Raw genomic sequence first — 16,415 nt, forward strand, 5'->3', positions numbered from 1 at the left:
CCTCGAAGCAGACGCCTTTGACGGTCCTTCCGTCGAGGACGTCAAGGCATGGGATGATGCGGCGTCCTTTCACAAACGAGCCTCCTCGAGGGCGGATGATAGAGATATCCTCCCCTCGTAAAGGGTTTTCCCGAGCACGACCCCGGAAAGCCCGGCATTCTTCAGGACCCGAAGGTCGTCGATGGAGGAGACGCCCCCGGCCGCGATTATCTCTATGTCGGGATAGTCGGCCTTCAACCCTCGGTACAGTTCGACGTCAGGTCCGCTTTCCGTGCCATCCTTGTGGACCGCGGTTATTAGGAACAGACGAAACCCGATGATCCTCAGACGCTCTATCAGAGCCTTTGGGGGAATGCCTCCCTTCTCCTTCCACCCGGAGATCACAGTCTCCCCGTCACGGATGTCCACCGCGGGTATCACCTTGTCCCCATAGTAGTCGAAAAGCCTGTCGGCCAGGAAGCGATCCTTGACCAGGATGCTCCCTATGTAGATCCTGTCCGCTCCCGCGGCGAATGCGGCGGCGATGTTCTCCTCCGACCTGAGTCCTCCGCCGTACTGGACCTTCAGCCCCTTCTCCTTTATGCGCTCGATTAGGTGGAGGTGCCGCGGTGCTCCCTCGTCGGCCCCCTGCAGGTCGATCAGGTGAATCCAACTGGAGCCGGCCTCCAGGAAGCCCGCAGCCGTCTCCTCTATCTTGACCGGGTACACGGTCCTTGCCTTGAAATCCCCCCTTTGCAGCCTTACGACCTCTCCTTCGTACAGATCCATGGCGGGAAACACCATCATTTCAATCGCGCCTCCTTTCCTTGGAACGCGGAATCCATCTCGCCCGGAGGTCCGAATTCAGACCAGGGCCCCCTTTGTACTCTGTAGCTCGTCGGCCGGGAAGAGCGCCTGTCTGAACGCTCGTCCAGCGCCCTTGAACAGCGCTTCCGCGAGGTGGTGCGAGTTGTCGCAGGCCAGTGTCCGGGCGTGAAGCGTGATGCGCCCCTCCCTGCATACCGCGCGCCAGAACTCAGGCAACAGCTCAAGGTCGAAATCTCCGCACCTTGGAGACGGGAAACCGCCGTCCCACTCGAACTGCCCCCTGCCGCTGAAATCCACGGCGACAAGGACAAGAGATCCGTCCATCGGCATTGCGCACCAGCCGTACCTTTGAATGACACGTCCCTCCAGCTCGCTAGCGAAGGACCTGCCCATCATGATGCCAATGTCCTCGGTCAGATGGTGGTAATCGACCTCCACGTCCCCGCAGGCGTCTATCACCAGCCCGATCTTCGCGTGGAAGGCGAACAGCTCCAGCATGTGAGCCAAAAAACCGCACTGAAAGTCCAGATCTATCGCGGAATCGTCCAGATCCAGCGCGAGGACCACGGACGTCTCTCTTGTATTCCTCCTGAACTCCATAGGCTGCCTCCTCTCCGACCGCTACGATCGTCAAATACCGACGGCGGGTCTCTCTCTGATGCAGACTTCCTCGATCGCGTCGCTTATCCTGACGATCTCGGCCCTCCTGAGGGTCGCGCTCCTCCTCCCGGCCACCAGCCTCATTGATACCTCGGCTACGAACTCAAACTCCTGCAGTCCGTTGGCTCTCAAAGTACTTCCAGTCTGTACTATGTCGAGGATGCAGTCGCTGAGCCCGAGGCTCGGCGCCAGCTCGATGGAGCCGTTTAGGCATATCACGTCCACCTGCACTCCCTTCCTGGAGAAGTGCGCATCCGCGATGCGGGGGTATTTGGTCGCGACTCTGAGCCCCATCAGCTCCGATCGGTGTCCGCTGAACCTGGGGGCCTGCTGGGCTGGTCCCGCGACTACGATCCTGCACCTGCTCCTGCCCGTGTCGAGTATCTCGACCAGGGGAAGCGAACTCTCCTGCAGGACGTCCCCCCCGGCGAACCCAAGGTCGGCCGCGCCCCGACTGACATAGAGCGGTACGTCCGAGGGCTTGGCGAGTATATAGCGAAAGCCTCCCTCCTCCAGTACCAGCCTGCGTCCCGTCGATGCCAGGCTGGTCGTTGGCAGGCCCGCCGACGCCAGCAGATCGGCGGCCTCCGGGAAGCTCCGCCCCGTTGGAAGTGCGACAGTCAGCAATTATTTTAACTCTCCTTTCCAGAATTTGCACGGTTTAGTCCGATTTTTATCCAGTTCTATCTTCGATCCACTTGAAAGATCGATCCAATATGAACACTTTTTCGCCCGGGCTTGCTCAATGGACGAACTCCTGTCCTCGCTCCAATTCATCTCGATTCTTCCTCCCGCCATCGCCAGGCGTTCGGCCCTTTCGAGGGCCTCGCCCGGTCGAAGGCCGGCGAACCACGCCATGGCGGCAGGGGCTTGAGACTTGAAGCGCGACAGCTCTGCCATACGCTGAAGATCGAGCCCGAAGCCCGTAGCCTGACCATCGATCCCGCATAAAGACAGAAGCCTGTCGTAGCGACCTCCGCCTCCGATCGGCCGACCGCTGCTCTCCGAGTAGACCTCGAAGAGCGGGCCGCTGTAGTATCCGAGCTCGCGCACCAGAGACAGGTCAATCGTGATCCTCTCGCCGTACCCCAGGGACTTCAGAGTGGAGAGGATGCTCCTGAGTGGCAGAAGGGGCTCATCGTTGCCGAGGAGCCTTGATGCCTCGTCCAGAGCCCCTTCGTCCCCCTGCAGATCGGGGATCCTCTCCAGCACGGCCCTCCGGGAGTTAGAGAGTCCGCTATTGCCGACGACCCTGCGGTACTCCACAAGCGACCTCCTGCCGAGTGCCTCGACTAGATGTCTCGAAGTATCATCGTCCAGCCCCCTGGTGGCCCCGGCAAGAAAAGATGCGTCGCCCAGGACCAGGACGCTCCGGCCCAGCCCGATTTCCTCCAGGAAGCGCATCAGCAGAAAGAGCACTTCCGCGTCGGCGCCGGGCCACTCGCCTCCCACCAGCTCCCCGCCGATCTGAAACGACTCGATCGATCCCCCGCTCTGTTCTGCCTGCACGTAGACCCTTTCGGAGTAGCAGATGCGCAGAGGCCTGTCGCCGGGGGAGTGGTGCGACGCCAGGTGCGACACAGCCGCGAGAGTGATGTCCCCTCTCAGGCAGCACGGCTCCCCGAAAGGAGAGGAGAGGGCGACAAGTCTGCGTCGAAAAGGCGAGGGCAGGCGCTCCCAAGCGGACTCCATGAGCTGCATCCCGGACGGCAGAAAAGGCGTGTAGCCCCACCCGCCGAATAGAGAGTGAAAGGCGTTCCTGCACTCCTCCATGGCGAATGCCAGGTCGCCTCCTATATTTGCGCATCCTTTGGGTAGTCTGTTCACACGCCCTCGCTCCTTTCCAACCCTGTTCGCTTTAACCAAATGACATGCTAGCATAGTGTTTCGGCCCTCGGCATGATATCATTCTATTGCGCACGTGTAAAGGTCTCTCGACAGAAGGACGGGAGAGATATACACTTTGTGCGGGAGGCTGTTGCATGGCTAAGAGAGAGGCTGCAAGGTACTTCTGTTCCGTGTGCGGCGCGTCCTCCGCCTCCTGGGCGGGGCGATGCCCTTCGTGCGGAGAGTGGGGTACGCTGGAGAAAGGAGTCGCCGAGGCGTCCGACGGCTCGCGCGCTGCAGGGAGCGTTGTCGCCAGGCGAATCAGGGCGACTGACGCTGTCCCTCGGTCGCGTGTCTCGTCGGGCTTCGACGACTTGGACCGGGTGCTTGGCGGCGGCTTCGTCCCCGGGGGGGTCTACCTCCTGGGGGGGCAGCCCGGCATAGGAAAATCGACCCTGCTTCTGCAGACCTGCGGAAAGATGACCGAGCGGGGCGCCCCTGCGCTCTACATCTCCGGGGAGGAGTCCGAGGCGCAGATAGCGATGCGCGCCAAGCGCCTGGAGGTACTATCGGACGACCTCATCCTGGTCTGCACCGGCGGTATTGCCGGCGCTCTCGAGGCTCTGCCGGGAATGAGCTTCATGGTGGTCGACAGTGTGCAGGCCATGAGCGTGGAGGGGGAGAGCGGCTGGCCGGGGAGCCCCGCGCAGGTGCGAGCCGTGGCGCAGATGTGCATATCCGCGGCGAAAGACCTCGGGATCCCGGCCGTGCTGGTTGGCCACATCACGAAGGAGGGGCGCATAGCGGGCCCCATGCTGCTTGAGCACATGGTGGACGCGGTGCTCTCCTTCTCGGGGGAGGACTACTCCCCCTACAGGATGCTGCGGGCGGTGAAGAACAGGTATGGCAGCACGGAGGAGCTCGGCGTATTCGAGATGAGCGAATCGGGGCTCGCCCCCGTGCAGGACGTGAGCGGGCTCTACTGGAACAGGTCGCCCGAGACCGTCCCCGGAGTTGCGATGACCGTCGCGGTGGAGGGTAGCCTTCCGCTGATCGCGGAGATCCAGTCCTTGGCCGTTGCCACTGCCTTTCCGTATCCCAAGCGCACGGGAAGAGGTGTGGACGTCAACAAGATGCAGCTCTTCTCGGCCGTTTTGGAGAAGCGCTGCGGGGTGGGCTGTTCCCTGTTCGACATATACGTCAACATAGCCGGGGGGCTTCAGCTGAGGGAGCCGGCGGCCGACCTCGCGATCTGTGCGGCGCTGGCATCTTCGGTCCGCGACGAGCCCCTTCCCGCCGACTGCGTCTTTTTAGGAGAAGTTGGACTGGCGGGAGAGGTTCGCCCGGTGGTCAGGCTGGGCCGCAGGCTGCAGGAGGCGGCCAGGCTCGGCTTCAAAAAAGCGGTGATAAGCTCTCGCGAGAGGGAGTCGGGGAGGAAGCCTCCCCTCGAGACGATCCGTGCCTCTACCCTCAAAGAGGCTCTTAAGGCGGTGATTGGATGAGAAAGTATTTCATGCTGGTCGTGCTCCTGCTGCTCGCCTCGGGGCTCGGCGCCTCGCCCGCCCTTTCGGGGGAGAGGGGAGCGGTGTTCACCGCGCCGCTTGAGGGCACGGTCGGAGTGTCGATGGAGGTCTTCGCCGCCGGGGTTTTGGCGCGTGCGGCGGAAGAGGGGGCCGGACTGTTGGTCTTCACCATGGATACGCCGGGTGGCTTGGTAAGCTCGATGAGGGCCATGACCGCGGCGATACTCGACTCCCCCGTCCCTGTGGTTGTCTGGGTGTCCCCGGAGGGTGCGAGGGCGGCGTCGGCGGGCGCCTTCATTCTTCAGGCGGCGCACATCGCGGCGATGGCCCCCGGCACCAACGTCGGGGCGGCCCAACCGGTCATGGCCTCGGGTCAGGACGCCCCCGAGGAGGACATGAAGAAGAAGATAACCAACGATCTTGCCGCGCACATGAGGTCCCTCTCCCAGCTCAGAAGGCGAAACCCGGACCTGGCCGAGCGCATGGTCACGAACAGCGTCTCTCTCACGGCGGAGGAGGCGTTGGCCGGAGGACTGACCGACCTCGTCGCGCCTAGCCTGGAGTCGCTGCTTACCGCGGTGAACGGCAGGAGCGTGCTGATGAAGGGGGAGGAGAGGGTTGTGTCGTTCGACCCGTCCCTCGTAGTGGAGCTCTCCATGTCCCCCCGCGAGAGGGTGCTTCAGTTTATCTCCAGCCCGGACATAGCCTACATGCTGCTGTCGGCCGGTATCCTGATGATAGTGCTGGAGGTGCTGTCGCCGGGTGGCTTCGTGCTTGGTACGGCAGGTGCCGTGATGGTCCTTTTGGGCGCTTTCGGCCTCAGGATGCTGCCCTTCAACTGGGCGGGAGTTGTGCTCCTGGTCGCGGGCATCGGAGTGCTCGTACTGGACCTGATGGTCGGAGGCATGGGCGTCCTAAGCCTGTTCGGACTGGCGTCGCTGGTCACGGGCGGGCTGATCCTGTTCAGAGCACCGGGAGGTGAGCTGTTGAACGTGTCGATGAGCGTAATTGGCGGCATGAGCCTCGCCTTCGGTATCTTCTTCATAGGGGCGCTCTTCCTCGTGGTTCGCTCGCACGGGAGGAGGCCGGTCTCAGGTGTGGAGGGAATGATAGGCAGGAGGGCGGTCGTTGTGGAGGAGCTTGACCCCGACGGGATGGTCAGCTGCCATGGAGAGATGTGGAGGGCGAGGGGCGTCGGAGGCGCTGTCTTCGCAAGGGGAGAGGAAGTAGTCGTGTCGGATATGGAAGGGTTCACGCTGCTGGTTCGTGATTCCGCCCGGGAAGGAACGCCAGAAGCGTATATCGAGTCTGTCAAGGAGGTTTGATCGACATGTTTGACCTTTTGGATCTGCTGTTCAGCCTGGGGACGTCGTTCGGGTTTCTGCTTATCCTGGTTTTCCTCCTTACGTCCGCGATCAAGATCGTCCCCGAGTATCAGCGACTGGTGGTCTTCAGGCTCGGGCGCCTGGTCGGCGCCAAGGGGCCGGGAATGGTGCTGGTGATACCCGTCATCGACAGGATCGTCAGGGTGGACATGCGCGTTGTCACTCTGGACGTGCCGGTGCAGGAGGTAATAACCAGGGACAACGTGCCGATAAAGGTGAACGCAGTGGTCTACTTCCGCGTGATGGACCCGTCCTTCTCGGTCGTCGAGGTGGAGAACCACGTCCTCGCCACCAGCCTCCTGTCGCAGACGACTCTGCGCTCGGTCATAGGCTCGGTGGACCTGGACGAGGTTCTGTCGTCGAGGGAGAAGATCAACAGCGAGCTTCAGAAGATAATCGACGAGAGGACCGACTCGTGGGGGATCAAGGTCAGCGCGGTCGAGCTGAAGGAGCTTGAGCTGCCCGAGAGCATGAAGCGCGCGATGGCCAAGCAGGCGGAGGCCGAACGCGAACGCCGGGCGAAGATAATAAACGCCGAGGGAGAGCTCCAGGCCGCGGAGAAGCTGAGCGAGGCGGCCACGCAGATGGAGAGGTCGCCGATAACGCTGCAGCTTCGCTACCTGCAGACGATGCGGGAGGTGAGCGTGGCGGACAAGGCGACCACAACAATCTTCCCGCTGCCGCTGGACCTGGTGAGGCCCTTTATTGACCTCTTTGCCGGCCGGGAGAAGAAAGACTGATACAAGTAATAATCGCAGGATTCGAGGAGGAAGGTACATGGGCTACGATTTTCGATCCATCGAGCTGAAATGGCAGAAGAAGTGGGAGGGCGAGGGCACATTCAACGCGGACGCCGATCCGGGACGGGAGAAGTTCTACTGTCTGGAGATGTTCCCCTACCCGAGCGGCGCGCTCCACATGGGGCACCTTCGGAACTACTCGATAGGGGACATGCTTACGCGTTTCTTGTGGAAACGCGGCCTGAACGTGCTTCACCCCATCGGCTTCGACGCCTTCGGCATGCCTGCCGAAAATGCGGCCATAAAGAGCAAGACCCCCGCGCACAAGTGGACGTGGGACAATATCGAATACATGACCGAGCAGCTCAAGAGGATGGGGTGCAGCTACGACTGGCGGCGCAGGATCGAGACTTGCAACCCTGACTACTACAGGTGGACCCAGTGGATCTTCCTCCAGTTTCTGAAGAAAGGACTGGCCTACAGGAGGAATGCCCCCGTCAACTGGTGCGAGAGCTGCGGTACAGTACTGGCCAACGAGCAGGTGATAAACGACGGTCGGTGCTGGAGGTGTGACTCGCTGGTCGAGAAGCGGAACCTAGAGCAGTGGTTCCTCAAGATAACAGATTACGCTCTGGAGCTCCTGGACGACCTCGACAACCTGCCCGGCTGGCCGGAGAAGGTCAAGACAATGCAGCGCAACTGGATAGGCCGGTCGGAGGGGGCCCGTCTCTCCTTCACCGAGAGGACGACAGGAACCGTGATCGAGACCTTCACCACTCGCTTCGACACGATCTTCGGCGTGACCTTCCTCGCTCTCGCGCCGGAGCACCCGTTCGTCGAGAGGATGTGCGAGGTCTCCCCCAAGGCGGATGAGATCAGGGCGTTCGTCCGGAGCTGCGCCGCCCAGAGCGCGATAGAGAGGATGGCGGTCGGGGGAGAGAAGGAGGGGCTCTTCACCGGCTTCAATGCGGTCAACCCGGCGACCGGCGAGGAGGTCCCGATCCTGATCGCAAACTACATCCTGATGGACTACGGTACCGGGGCAATAATGGGCGTGCCTGCGCATGACCAGAGGGACTTCGAGTTTGCGCGAAAGTATGGCATCCCGGTGAAGGTCGTGATACAGCCTTTGGACGAGACTCTCGACGGGGATTCGATGGAGGTCGCCTTCGAGGACGACGGCCTGACCTGCAACTCCGGGGAGTTCGACGGCATGCCCACCGCAGAGGCGATCCCCGCCATGATTGACTGGGGTGTGGAGCACGGTTATTGCGAGAAAGAGGTGAACTTCCGACTTCGCGACTGGCTGATATCGCGCCAGAGGTACTGGGGTGCGCCCATCCCGGTCGTCCACTGCGATTACTGCGGCACGGTCCCCGTGCCGGAGGAGGATCTTCCCGTGCTTCTGCCAACTGAGGTGAAGCTGACCGAGAGCGGCAGGTCGCCCCTTGCGGACGATCCCGACTGGCTCTCCGTCCCCTGTCCCAAGTGCGGCAAGCCGGGCCGACGCGAGGCGGACACCATGGATACCTTCATCTGCTCTTCCTGGTACTTCTTCCGCTACTGCTCGGCCCGCGACGACACATCGGTCTTCAACACGGACGAGGCCAACTACTGGATGCCGGTCGACCAGTACATAGGCGGCATAGAGCACGCGTGCCTCCACCTGATCTACGCCCGCTTCTTCACCAAGTTCTTCGCGGACCTGGGGCTGTCCCGCGCGCGCGAGCCCTTCACCAACCTGCTGACCCAGGGCATGGTCATCAAGGATGGGGCCAAGATGTCCAAGTCGCTGGGCAACGTAGTGGACCCCAACGATATAATCAAGGTCCACGGCGCGGACACGGCGAGGCTCTTCATACTGTTCGCCGCCCCGCCCGCCAACGACCTCGACTGGAGCGAGCACGGGGTGGAGGGGGCGCATCGCTTCCTCAACCGGGTGTGGCGGCTGGTGGAGGAGAACCTTCCTCTGTTGAAGGCCGAATGCGCAGGGATCCCGATGAGCGCACTCGAGGACAGAAACCTTCGGGATATGAAGAGAAAGATCCACAGCACGATTCAGACCGTGACCCAGGATATTTCCGGCGAGAAGCAGTTCAACACCGCTGTAGCCCGGCTGATGGAGCTGCTTAACGCCCTGTTGGCCTTCGAGCGCGAGGGGGAGGCGGAGAGGTCGCTTTTCCGCGAGGGAGTGGAGACTCTGCTCGCATGTCTGAACCCGTTCTGCCCTCACATCACGGAGGAACTCTGGGAGATGACGGGGCACGATGAACCGCTGGCGATGTCCCCTTGGCCCGAGGCGGACGAGGATGCGCTGGAGATGGACTCGGTGACGGTGGTCGTCCAGATAAACGGCAAGCTGCGCGAGAGGACGGAGCTCCCGTCGGGATTGTCGAAGGAGGAGCTGCAGGAGAGGGTACTCGCCCTTCCGTCCGTCGTCAGGAGGCTTGAGGGGAAGCAGATTCTGCGCACCGTGGCCGTGCCGGACAGGCTTGTTAACATAGTGGTGAGGAATTAGTGCCCCATCTGAGGGTCATATCGTCAGGCGGCGCCTCCAGCAGAAGGCTTCTGGCCTCCGAGCTGGAGGCGCTCAAGAAAAAGGGACGGGCCCATGCGAGCACTCGCGAAGGTGGCGATTGGCACGAGATAATCTCCGCGGGGCAGACCATGGGGCTGTTCGAGGAGAGGCGGGTCACTGTGGTCGAGTCCGCCGAGAAGCTCGGCCCCTTCCCGGACGAGCTGATAGCGGGCCTCGAGGACGAGGATGCGGTCGAGGTCCTGCTTCTCGTCTACGAGAAGGATCCGGGAAAGACCTTCCCCCCCGCCGCCAAGAAGAAGATGTCGTTCGTCAAGGGGGAGTCGGTCCCATACTGGTCATCCCAGAGGAAAAGATGGCTGCTGGACATAGCGAGAGGGCAGGGGGCGGTGCTCGATGACGCCGCCGCCGCCCTGTTGGTGGAGCTCCTGGACGATCCGGAGGAGGTGCGTACGGAGCTCGACAAGCTGACCGGCTACGCGGACGGCGCCCGCATAGACGCAGACATGGTAAAGCGCCTCTCCTTCGACGAGGGGAGAAACCTGATGCTCAAGTTCCTCGACTCCTTCTGCCAGGGCAGGGCCTCCGACGTGCTGGCCCTCATGGAGCGGTTCAAGAGGGAGCCCTCCGTTCTGCCGCTTCTCACGGGCCTGTACAACAGGATCAGGCCCGCCTTCTACCTCGGGGCTCTCCCTCCCGCCGCGGCCGCCAGGGCCATGAGGGCCCTCAAGATCAACGATTATCCTATCAGGATGGCGAAGGAGGCTCTTCGGCACTACTCGCCAAGCGCCCTGTCCGAGCTCGCCTTCGGACTAGTCGCCCTATCGTGGAGGGAGAAGTCGACCCTCGCGGAGGGATGGCCGGGCTTCGAGGTCCTCGTGTTGAAATGCATGGGCGAAGCGGGAAGCGGGGGATAGGACAAAAAAAAGCTGAACGTTTTGCTCGTTCAGCTGGGTTCCTGGTCTGTCAAAGGGTGTTCCTATTCGGGTTGCTCCACAGCGGAGAGCCCTTTGACCTTCTTGGTGATCATGGATTTTCTTCGCGCCGCCGTGTTTCTGTGCATTACTCCCTTCACGACAGCCTTGTCGATAACGCTCTGGGCGACTGCAAGTTGCGTCAGGGCAAGAGCCTCGTCTCCGCCTTCGACCGCTTTCAGGACTTTTTTAACGGCGTTCTTGCAACGAGTCTTCCAGAACCGATTGTAAAGCCTGTTCCTTTCGTTTGTCCTCATTCGTTTGATCGCTGATTTCGTATTCGGCATGTTGTTCACCTCCTCCCGACACAACCGCGCCATTTTAGCACGGTTTAGGATGCTTATGCAAGAGAGAGCCGGGCGAAATTTTTAGCCTTCCCGGTCTCCGCATCGCAGGGCTCGATTCCGATCTACGCTGGCGATGGTCGGAATAGCAGTGTTTTTGGTGTATTATATTGCGACGCTTGGCAGGATATATGAGAATAGGAGAGAAAAGTGTGAAAAAAAGGCCTGTGATCGATAAGAATGAACTATACAGCCTGCTGCTGGACTTTGTGAGGATTCCAAGCGTGTCTCCGTCGATGGAATTCGAGAACAAGGCGGCCCGGTTTATATACGACAGGCTGGCGCGCTTGCCCTATTTCAGGGAACATCCGGAGGACCTCCGGCTTCTCCCGCTCGAGGACGATCCTTATGAAAGGCACTTTCTCGCCGCCATGGTGCGAAGCCGAAACACGACGGGGAACACGGTGCTCCTGGGAGGACATTTCGACGTCGTGACCGTGGCTTCCTGTGGCGATCTTGCCCATTTCGCCTTCGATCCGGAGGAATACACCGCTCGTCTTGACGCCGATTCCCTTCTGGAAGGGGCAGCGCGGGATCTGGGGAGCGGAGAATGGCTTTTCGGACGTGGCGTGGCCGATATGAAAAGCGGCCTCGCGGCGGGGATCGCCCTCCTGGAAGGAGCGGCGGCGAGCGCCGAGTGGCTTTACTCCAATATCATGCTGATCGCCGTTCCCGACGAGGAGGTGAACTCGACCGGGATGCTCTCGGCAGCTCAGCACCTGGCACGTCTGCAGAGAGACGAAGGGCTGAGATATCTCGGCTTCATAGAGCTGGAACCGACATTTGCCCCGGGAGACGGCGGGGGGCCCGCCATATATCTCGGCACCATCGGGAAGATAAACACCTTCTTCTTCTGCGCCGGGAAGGAGACGCACGTCGGGGAGTATTACGAGGGCTTCGGGGCCTCGCAGGTCCTGTCCCGGATCAACCTTGAGCTTGAAGGAAACCCTCGCTATTCGGATACCTTCGAAGGCGTCATTTATCCCCCCTTCGGCTGCATGCGCCAGTCCGACCTCAGGGATGAGTACTCGGCTACGATCATGTCTCGCGGTTTCTCCTTCTACGGATATTTGACGTCCACTAAACTCCCGGTCGAGATTTTGGAGGAGATAAAAGACGTGGCGAAACGGGCCGTGGCGGACAGCGTTTCTTCACTGGATCGGAATGCGACGGAGTTCGCGCGGTCGAGCGGACGTGAGACGGATTTTCAAAGGTGGAAACCTACCGTCGTCTCATTCCGGGAGCTCGAGGAGACGGTCAGGCAAAAGTTGGGAGGGGAGTTCGACTCGCTGGTCGAGGACACCCTTGCCGCAACGGCCTCCACGGACGATACAAGGATGAAGGCGATAAGGCTCGTCGAAAGATTGTTCGAGGCGGGTGGGCTGAGGCCACCTCTGGTGGTTGTCGGATTCCTGCCTCCGTGGTACCCTCACAGGGCCAATTACAATCTCACCGACGCAGAGCGCGATATGGTGCGTATATCCGGGGAAATCGCGGCCGAGGCTCGTGAGCGGCACGGTATCCAGCTTGAAATCCGCCCGTTTTTCGAGGGCGTCTCGGATCTGAGCTACTGCGGTTTCCAAGGAGATGCCAAGGAGATGGAGGCGTTCGCCCGAAACATGCCGGGTTGGAGAAGGCTTTACAGTTTGCCGACCGAGGCGTTGGGGGAACTGGATATCCCGATCCTTAACTTCGGGCCCGTGGGCAGGGATGCCCATAAAAATACAGAGAGGCTTCACTTGCCCTTCTACCTGGACGTCTACCCGAAGCTGCTGTGCAGTGCGGTGGCAAAGGTGTCGGAGCGGGGCGGTCTCTGACTTAAGCGGGCCGGATACGTGTGCGCCGGCCGGAAATAGGGGGCAGGCTCTATGTTGGTTCCGTCGATGGACTCCGTTTTTGGCCCGGACGGCGTACTCAAGGGAAGATTTCCAGGTTTTGAATACAGAGAGGAGCAGGCCGAGCTGGCAGAGGCGGTCGGCGAGGCTCTGTCCACGGATGAGTCATTCATCCTGGCGGCCGAGGCACCTCCGGGGGTAGGCAAGACCTTCGCCCTGCTGGCCCCAGCCATGCTTCGCGCGGCCGCGACCAATGAGACGATCCTCTTCCTCACGGCCAGCATCCCCCTGCAGGAGCAGCTGATAATAAAGGACCTGCCTCGCCTCAACTCTCTGCTGGGGCTGAGCCTGCCCTTCGGCCTTTTAAAGGGCAAGGGCAACTACGCCTGCCTCTCCAGGGCCGAGGAGGTCTATGAAGGAGAGGACGGACGCCAGGGGTACCTTTCACAAGGCGACGGAGGGCTGGCCTCGATGGAGATCGCGGAATGGTTGAGCAGAACCGTCACAGGCGATCTCTCGGAATTGCCCCTTTCTCCCGATTCTCCGGCCGTGAGCAGGATTGCCGCCTTTCCACGCATGTGCAGGGGGTTTCGGTGCCCCAGGCGAGGTGAGTGCTTCGTGCAGAGGGTCCTGAAGGCGGCGAAGGACTGGCGGGTCGTAGTGGCGAACTACCATCTCTTCTTCTCTTACCTCCTCGCCGCCGGGAAGCCCTTCCCCGTGCATTACGACATCCTGATATGCGACGAGGCCCATCGTCTGAGCGAGGCGGGACGCTCGTCCATGACCGTATCGGCCTCGGACGACGATATGGCGCGGCTGCTGCGCGCCCGTTCTTTCACGGAGGCATTGGCGGATATCGAGAAGGGGGGAAGGGATATCGCTCCGGCCCTCTCTCTCTCCACGGAGATAAGGGAGGAGTCCGCCCGTTTCTTCGAGCTGCTCGACGCTCTTCTGCCCGGAAGGAAGGAGATAATAACCGCACGCAACGAGGAGCTGCTCCAGGGACAGAGGATCCTATCGGGGAAGGTGGCGGACCTTCTGGCCTTTCTCGAACCCTTCCTGACGGGCGATGAAGTCCTGGATGGCGTGGACGACGGTGGACAGCCGGCATGGCTCGAGGAGTGCAGAAGGGCGAAGAGGAGCCTCGCCTGGTGCACGGAGGTGACCGAGTACCCGTCCTGGGCCTACTGGAAGAGTGATAGATCGCTTCACAGTTCGCCCGTATCCCCGGGGGAGGAGCTGTCGGCCGCGCTCTTATCGTCCCCCGCGAAAAAGATGATCTTTATCTCCGCGACCTTGACGATAGGGGAGAGGCTCGACTACTGGAGCAGGGAGACGGGGATAGTTCCCGACAGGCTGTTCGTCTGCGGGTCGCCCTTCGAACTGGCCGAACAGATGGAGATCATAGTCGTCGACACGGGGCTTGACGTCATGAACCCCGCCTACGACGGTACCATATGCAGGGTGGTGGAGAAGCTGGTGGAGGCAAACGGCGGCGCCACCTTGGTGTTGCTGGCCTCCCACAGGCTGTTGCGCAAGGTCGCGGGGGTTCTGAAGGGAAAAAAAAGAGGCTACAGGGTGCTTGTCCAGGGAGAGGGGCCCAGGAGCGATCTGCTTGAGGCGTTCAGAGACGATCCGTCGTCGGTGCTGGTGGGCACTGCCTCCTTCCGCGAGGGAGTGGACATCCCCGGAGAGGGGCTGACCCAGGTCATCATCGATAGGATACCCTTCCCGCATCCCGCGGACCCTCTTGTGCAGGCTCGAAACGCCCTTGAAGGCAGGGAGTCGTTCGCTCGCTCTACCCTTCCGGAGGCGAAGATGCTGCTCAGGCAGGCGGCCGGCAGGCTGATAAGAAGCCGGGATGACCGAGGAAAAGTGGCGATCCTGGACGGCAGGGTTCTGAGCAAGACCGAGTGGAGGATCCCGGCGGCTCTTCCGAAGGTTAAATATCGGCGGCTGGTCGTATCCTCTTGAAGAGTTTGTAACCGGAGAGAGGGCACACTGGGGACGACGACCGGAGCCGCCGGTGTCCTCCGTGCCCCAGTCGCGGGACAGCCGCGGATACGACTGATTGGGATGAAAATCCTGTTGCCCGCGACGAGGGTGTGTGATATAGTATCGAAGCTGAAAAAACGCCGTCCAAGACGGCTTGCTTTTATCGTTGTCAGGAGGTGTCGTCGTTGAAACGTACGTTCCAGCCGCATAACAGGCCGAGAAAAAGGAAGATGGGTTTTCTCGCCAGATCGAGTTCGCCCGCGGGCCGTCGCATACTCCGGAACCGCAGGAGAAAGGGCCGCTCCAGACTGGCCGTGTAGCCTTTGAGGTTCTTCTTCCCTCAGTCTTCTCGCCTGAAAAGAGGGTGGGAGTTCGACGTTGTCATCCGCACCGGTGGTCTGCTGAGAGGCGAACTGGTGCGGTTGTCGTTTGTGAAAGGCGTGGAGGGCAAAATCAGAGTGGGCATGGCTGTGGGAAAGAGGCAGGGAAAGTCTCACGAGAGGAACAGAGGGCGAAGGATGCTCAGGGAGGCCTTTCGCAGGCTGTTGCCTTGGATGCGCGACGACGTGTGGATCGTGGCTCGCCTGAGCCGTGCGGGCATGAAATCCGGGGCCAGGGAGATCTACGAGGAGCTGTCAAGGCTTCTGGCAAAGGGCGGATTTATGCTTCCTGAATGGCCGGGTCCGAACTGGGACGATCCCTCGAAAGGCGTGGCGGAGCAATGACGCCGGCCTCGTGGACCGGAGTGAAGCTCATCAGGGGCTACCAGCTTTTTATCTCCCCCCTGCTAGGACATAACTGCAGGTTTCATCCGACGTGTTCGCAGTACGCGATCGACGCCCTGACCATGCATGGCTTCTTCAAGGGCTCGTATTACGCCCTTATAAGGCTTTTCAAGTGCGCCCCATGGCACCCCGGAGGATACGACCCAGTACCGCCGGTGCCTGAAGATTCGGGGCTTAATCGTACGAGGACGGTGATTTAAGGTGGGTGCTATTTGGAAGTTGGGTGGAGACCTTATGATGAGGCTGATGGAGTTCGTTCACGGCTTCACCGGGTCTTGGGGATTTGCGATAATTGTCCTCACTCTGATCGTTCGGTTGCTTCTGCATCCTCTGACGAGAAAGCAGATGGACAGCATGCAGAAGATGCAGAAGTTGCAGCCCCGTATCAAGATGCTGCAGGAGAAGTACAAGGACGACAAGGAGGCCCTTAACAGGGAGATGATGGCGCTCTACAAGGAGAACAAGGTCAACCCGGCCGCGGGATGCCTTCCTCTGCTGGTGCAGCTGCCGGTCTTCATTCTGCTGTACCGGGTGCTTACAAACTACGATTTTTCCGGAGTCTCCTTCCTGTGGATACAGCTTGACGGCTCGGTACTTACCACCCTGGCCGAGGCGCTCAAGATGACGGTCGAGAAGGAGCAGCTAGGCATAATCGCCGTCATCTACGGGATAATGGCAAATCCCTACGCCCTGATCAACATCGGGGTCTATCTGCCGAACCTCCTTCTGCTTCTCGCAATAGGCTTCCTCACATGGTATCAGCAACAGCTCACCTCCAGCGGCAACCCGCAGATGTCCACGATGAACTGGTTCATGCCGCTCTTCCTGACATTCATCTGCCTCAGCCTGCCCGGCGGCGTGCTTCTTTACTGGGGAGTCTCGTCGCTTCTGGGAGTGTTGCAACAGCTGAGCACCGCGAGACGGACCAAGTTGGAGATGCAGCAGAAGCCCACCCTGCTCAGGGACAAACCGACCAAGAGCGGAGACTAGCCCGCGCAGCTTGG

Annotated in this window: 16 protein-coding genes; 11 read left to right on the top strand and 5 right to left on the bottom strand. The window is 60.9% G+C overall.

The window, feature by feature from the left end; translation table 11 throughout:
• Nucleotides 1-69: 69 nt before the first annotated feature.
• From GX181_00520 to GX181_00535, 4 genes are read right to left on the bottom strand one after another with little or no spacing between them, the layout of a single operon-like run.
• A complete protein-coding gene (locus GX181_00520) occupies nt 70-786 on the bottom strand; it encodes a 1-(5-phosphoribosyl)-5-[(5-phosphoribosylamino)methylideneamino] imidazole-4-carboxamide isomerase (protein NLM70427.1) in 717 nt (238 codons plus the stop codon).
• Between the two features lie 57 nt (nt 787-843).
• On the bottom strand, nt 844-1,407 hold the full coding sequence (locus GX181_00525) for an imidazoleglycerol-phosphate dehydratase (protein ID NLM70428.1): 564 nt from the start codon (nt 1,405-1,407) through the stop codon (nt 844-846).
• A gap of 30 nt (nt 1,408-1,437) precedes the next feature.
• On the bottom strand, nt 1,438-2,094 hold the full coding sequence (locus GX181_00530) for an ATP phosphoribosyltransferase (protein NLM70429.1): 657 nt from the start codon (nt 2,092-2,094) through the stop codon (nt 1,438-1,440).
• Nucleotides 2,095-3,294, bottom strand: a complete 1,200-nt coding sequence (locus GX181_00535; protein NLM70430.1) for an ATP phosphoribosyltransferase regulatory subunit — start codon at nt 3,292-3,294, stop codon at nt 2,095-2,097.
• A gap of 155 nt (nt 3,295-3,449) precedes the next feature.
• Here GX181_00535 and radA point away from each other — a divergent pair, with 155 nt between their 5' ends.
• The 5 genes from radA to GX181_00560 are packed head-to-tail and all read left to right on the top strand — an operon-like array spanning nt 3,450 to nt 10,395.
• Complete coding sequence (radA, locus tag GX181_00540) at nt 3,450-4,796, top strand: DNA repair protein RadA (protein NLM70431.1); 1,347 nt, start codon at nt 3,450-3,452, stop codon at nt 4,794-4,796.
• Entirely contained in the window at nt 4,793-6,142 is a 1,350-nt protein-coding gene (locus GX181_00545; protein ID NLM70432.1) for a nodulation protein NfeD, read from the top strand. The genes radA and GX181_00545 overlap by 4 nt, the downstream gene beginning before the upstream one ends.
• 5 nt (nt 6,143-6,147) lie before the next feature.
• Complete coding sequence (locus GX181_00550; GenBank protein ID NLM70433.1) at nt 6,148-6,942, top strand: slipin family protein; 795 nt, start codon at nt 6,148-6,150, stop codon at nt 6,940-6,942.
• A 37-nt stretch (nt 6,943-6,979) separates the two neighbouring features.
• On the top strand, nt 6,980-9,460 hold the full coding sequence (locus tag GX181_00555; GenBank protein NLM70434.1) for a leucine--tRNA ligase: 2,481 nt from the start codon (nt 6,980-6,982) through the stop codon (nt 9,458-9,460).
• A complete protein-coding gene (locus GX181_00560) occupies nt 9,460-10,395 on the top strand; it encodes a hypothetical protein (protein ID NLM70435.1) in 936 nt (311 codons plus the stop codon). Before GX181_00555 ends, GX181_00560 begins: the two co-directional genes overlap by 1 nt.
• Nucleotides 10,396-10,457: 62 nt before the next feature.
• Here GX181_00560 and GX181_00565 read toward each other — a convergent pair whose 3' ends face one another.
• Complete coding sequence (locus GX181_00565; GenBank protein NLM70436.1) at nt 10,458-10,739, bottom strand: 30S ribosomal protein S20; 282 nt, start codon at nt 10,737-10,739, stop codon at nt 10,458-10,460.
• A 209-nt stretch (nt 10,740-10,948) separates the two neighbouring features.
• Between GX181_00565 and GX181_00570 the strand changes: the two genes are divergently transcribed.
• From GX181_00570 to GX181_00595, 6 genes are all read left to right on the top strand, one after another.
• Nucleotides 10,949-12,613 (top strand): M20/M25/M40 family metallo-hydrolase, encoded by a 1,665-nt coding sequence (locus tag GX181_00570; GenBank protein NLM70437.1) that lies wholly within the window; start codon nt 10,949-10,951, stop codon nt 12,611-12,613.
• A 51-nt stretch (nt 12,614-12,664) separates the two neighbouring features.
• Entirely contained in the window at nt 12,665-14,605 is a 1,941-nt protein-coding gene (locus tag GX181_00575; GenBank protein NLM70438.1) for an ATP-dependent DNA helicase, read from the top strand.
• 206 nt (nt 14,606-14,811) lie between these two features.
• On the top strand, nt 14,812-14,946 hold the full coding sequence (gene rpmH, locus GX181_00580; protein ID NLM70439.1) for a 50S ribosomal protein L34: 135 nt from the start codon (nt 14,812-14,814) through the stop codon (nt 14,944-14,946).
• 3 nt (nt 14,947-14,949) lie between these two features.
• Nucleotides 14,950-15,351 carry a ribonuclease P protein component gene (locus GX181_00585; GenBank protein NLM70440.1) on the top strand — a complete coding sequence of 134 codons (402 nt, stop codon included), beginning with the start codon at nt 14,950-14,952 and terminating at the stop codon, nt 15,349-15,351.
• Nucleotides 15,348-15,611, top strand: coding sequence for a membrane protein insertion efficiency factor YidD (yidD, locus tag GX181_00590; GenBank protein NLM70441.1), 264 nt, complete (start codon nt 15,348-15,350; stop codon nt 15,609-15,611). The genes GX181_00585 and yidD overlap by 4 nt, the downstream gene beginning before the upstream one ends.
• A gap of 37 nt (nt 15,612-15,648) precedes the next feature.
• A complete protein-coding gene (locus tag GX181_00595; GenBank protein ID NLM70442.1) occupies nt 15,649-16,401 on the top strand; it encodes a membrane protein insertase YidC in 753 nt (250 codons plus the stop codon).
• The last annotated feature ends 14 nt before the right edge of the window (nt 16,402-16,415 follow it).

It is taken from the genome of Synergistaceae bacterium, assembly GCA_012521675.1.
Lineage (GTDB): Bacteria > Synergistota > Synergistia > Synergistales > Aminobacteriaceae > JAAYLU01.

Coding starts and splice junctions, on each gene's coding strand:
- GX181_00520 (NLM70427.1), bottom strand. CDS start 786: ATGATGGTGTTTCCCGCCATGGATCTGTACGAAGGAGAGGTCGTAAGG.
- radA (NLM70431.1), top strand. CDS start 3,450: ATGGCTAAGAGAGAGGCTGCAAGGTACTTCTGTTCCGTGTGCGGCGCG.
- yidD (NLM70441.1), top strand. CDS start 15,348: ATGACGCCGGCCTCGTGGACCGGAGTGAAGCTCATCAGGGGCTACCAG.
- GX181_00595 (NLM70442.1), top strand. CDS start 15,649: ATGAGGCTGATGGAGTTCGTTCACGGCTTCACCGGGTCTTGGGGATTT.
- GX181_00550 (NLM70433.1), top strand. CDS start 6,148: ATGTTTGACCTTTTGGATCTGCTGTTCAGCCTGGGGACGTCGTTCGGG.
- GX181_00555 (NLM70434.1), top strand. CDS start 6,980: ATGGGCTACGATTTTCGATCCATCGAGCTGAAATGGCAGAAGAAGTGG.
- GX181_00525 (NLM70428.1), bottom strand. CDS start 1,407: ATGGAGTTCAGGAGGAATACAAGAGAGACGTCCGTGGTCCTCGCGCTG.
- GX181_00545 (NLM70432.1), top strand. CDS start 4,793: ATGAGAAAGTATTTCATGCTGGTCGTGCTCCTGCTGCTCGCCTCGGGG.
- GX181_00575 (NLM70438.1), top strand. CDS start 12,665: ATGTTGGTTCCGTCGATGGACTCCGTTTTTGGCCCGGACGGCGTACTC.
- GX181_00565 (NLM70436.1), bottom strand. CDS start 10,739: ATGCCGAATACGAAATCAGCGATCAAACGAATGAGGACAAACGAAAGG.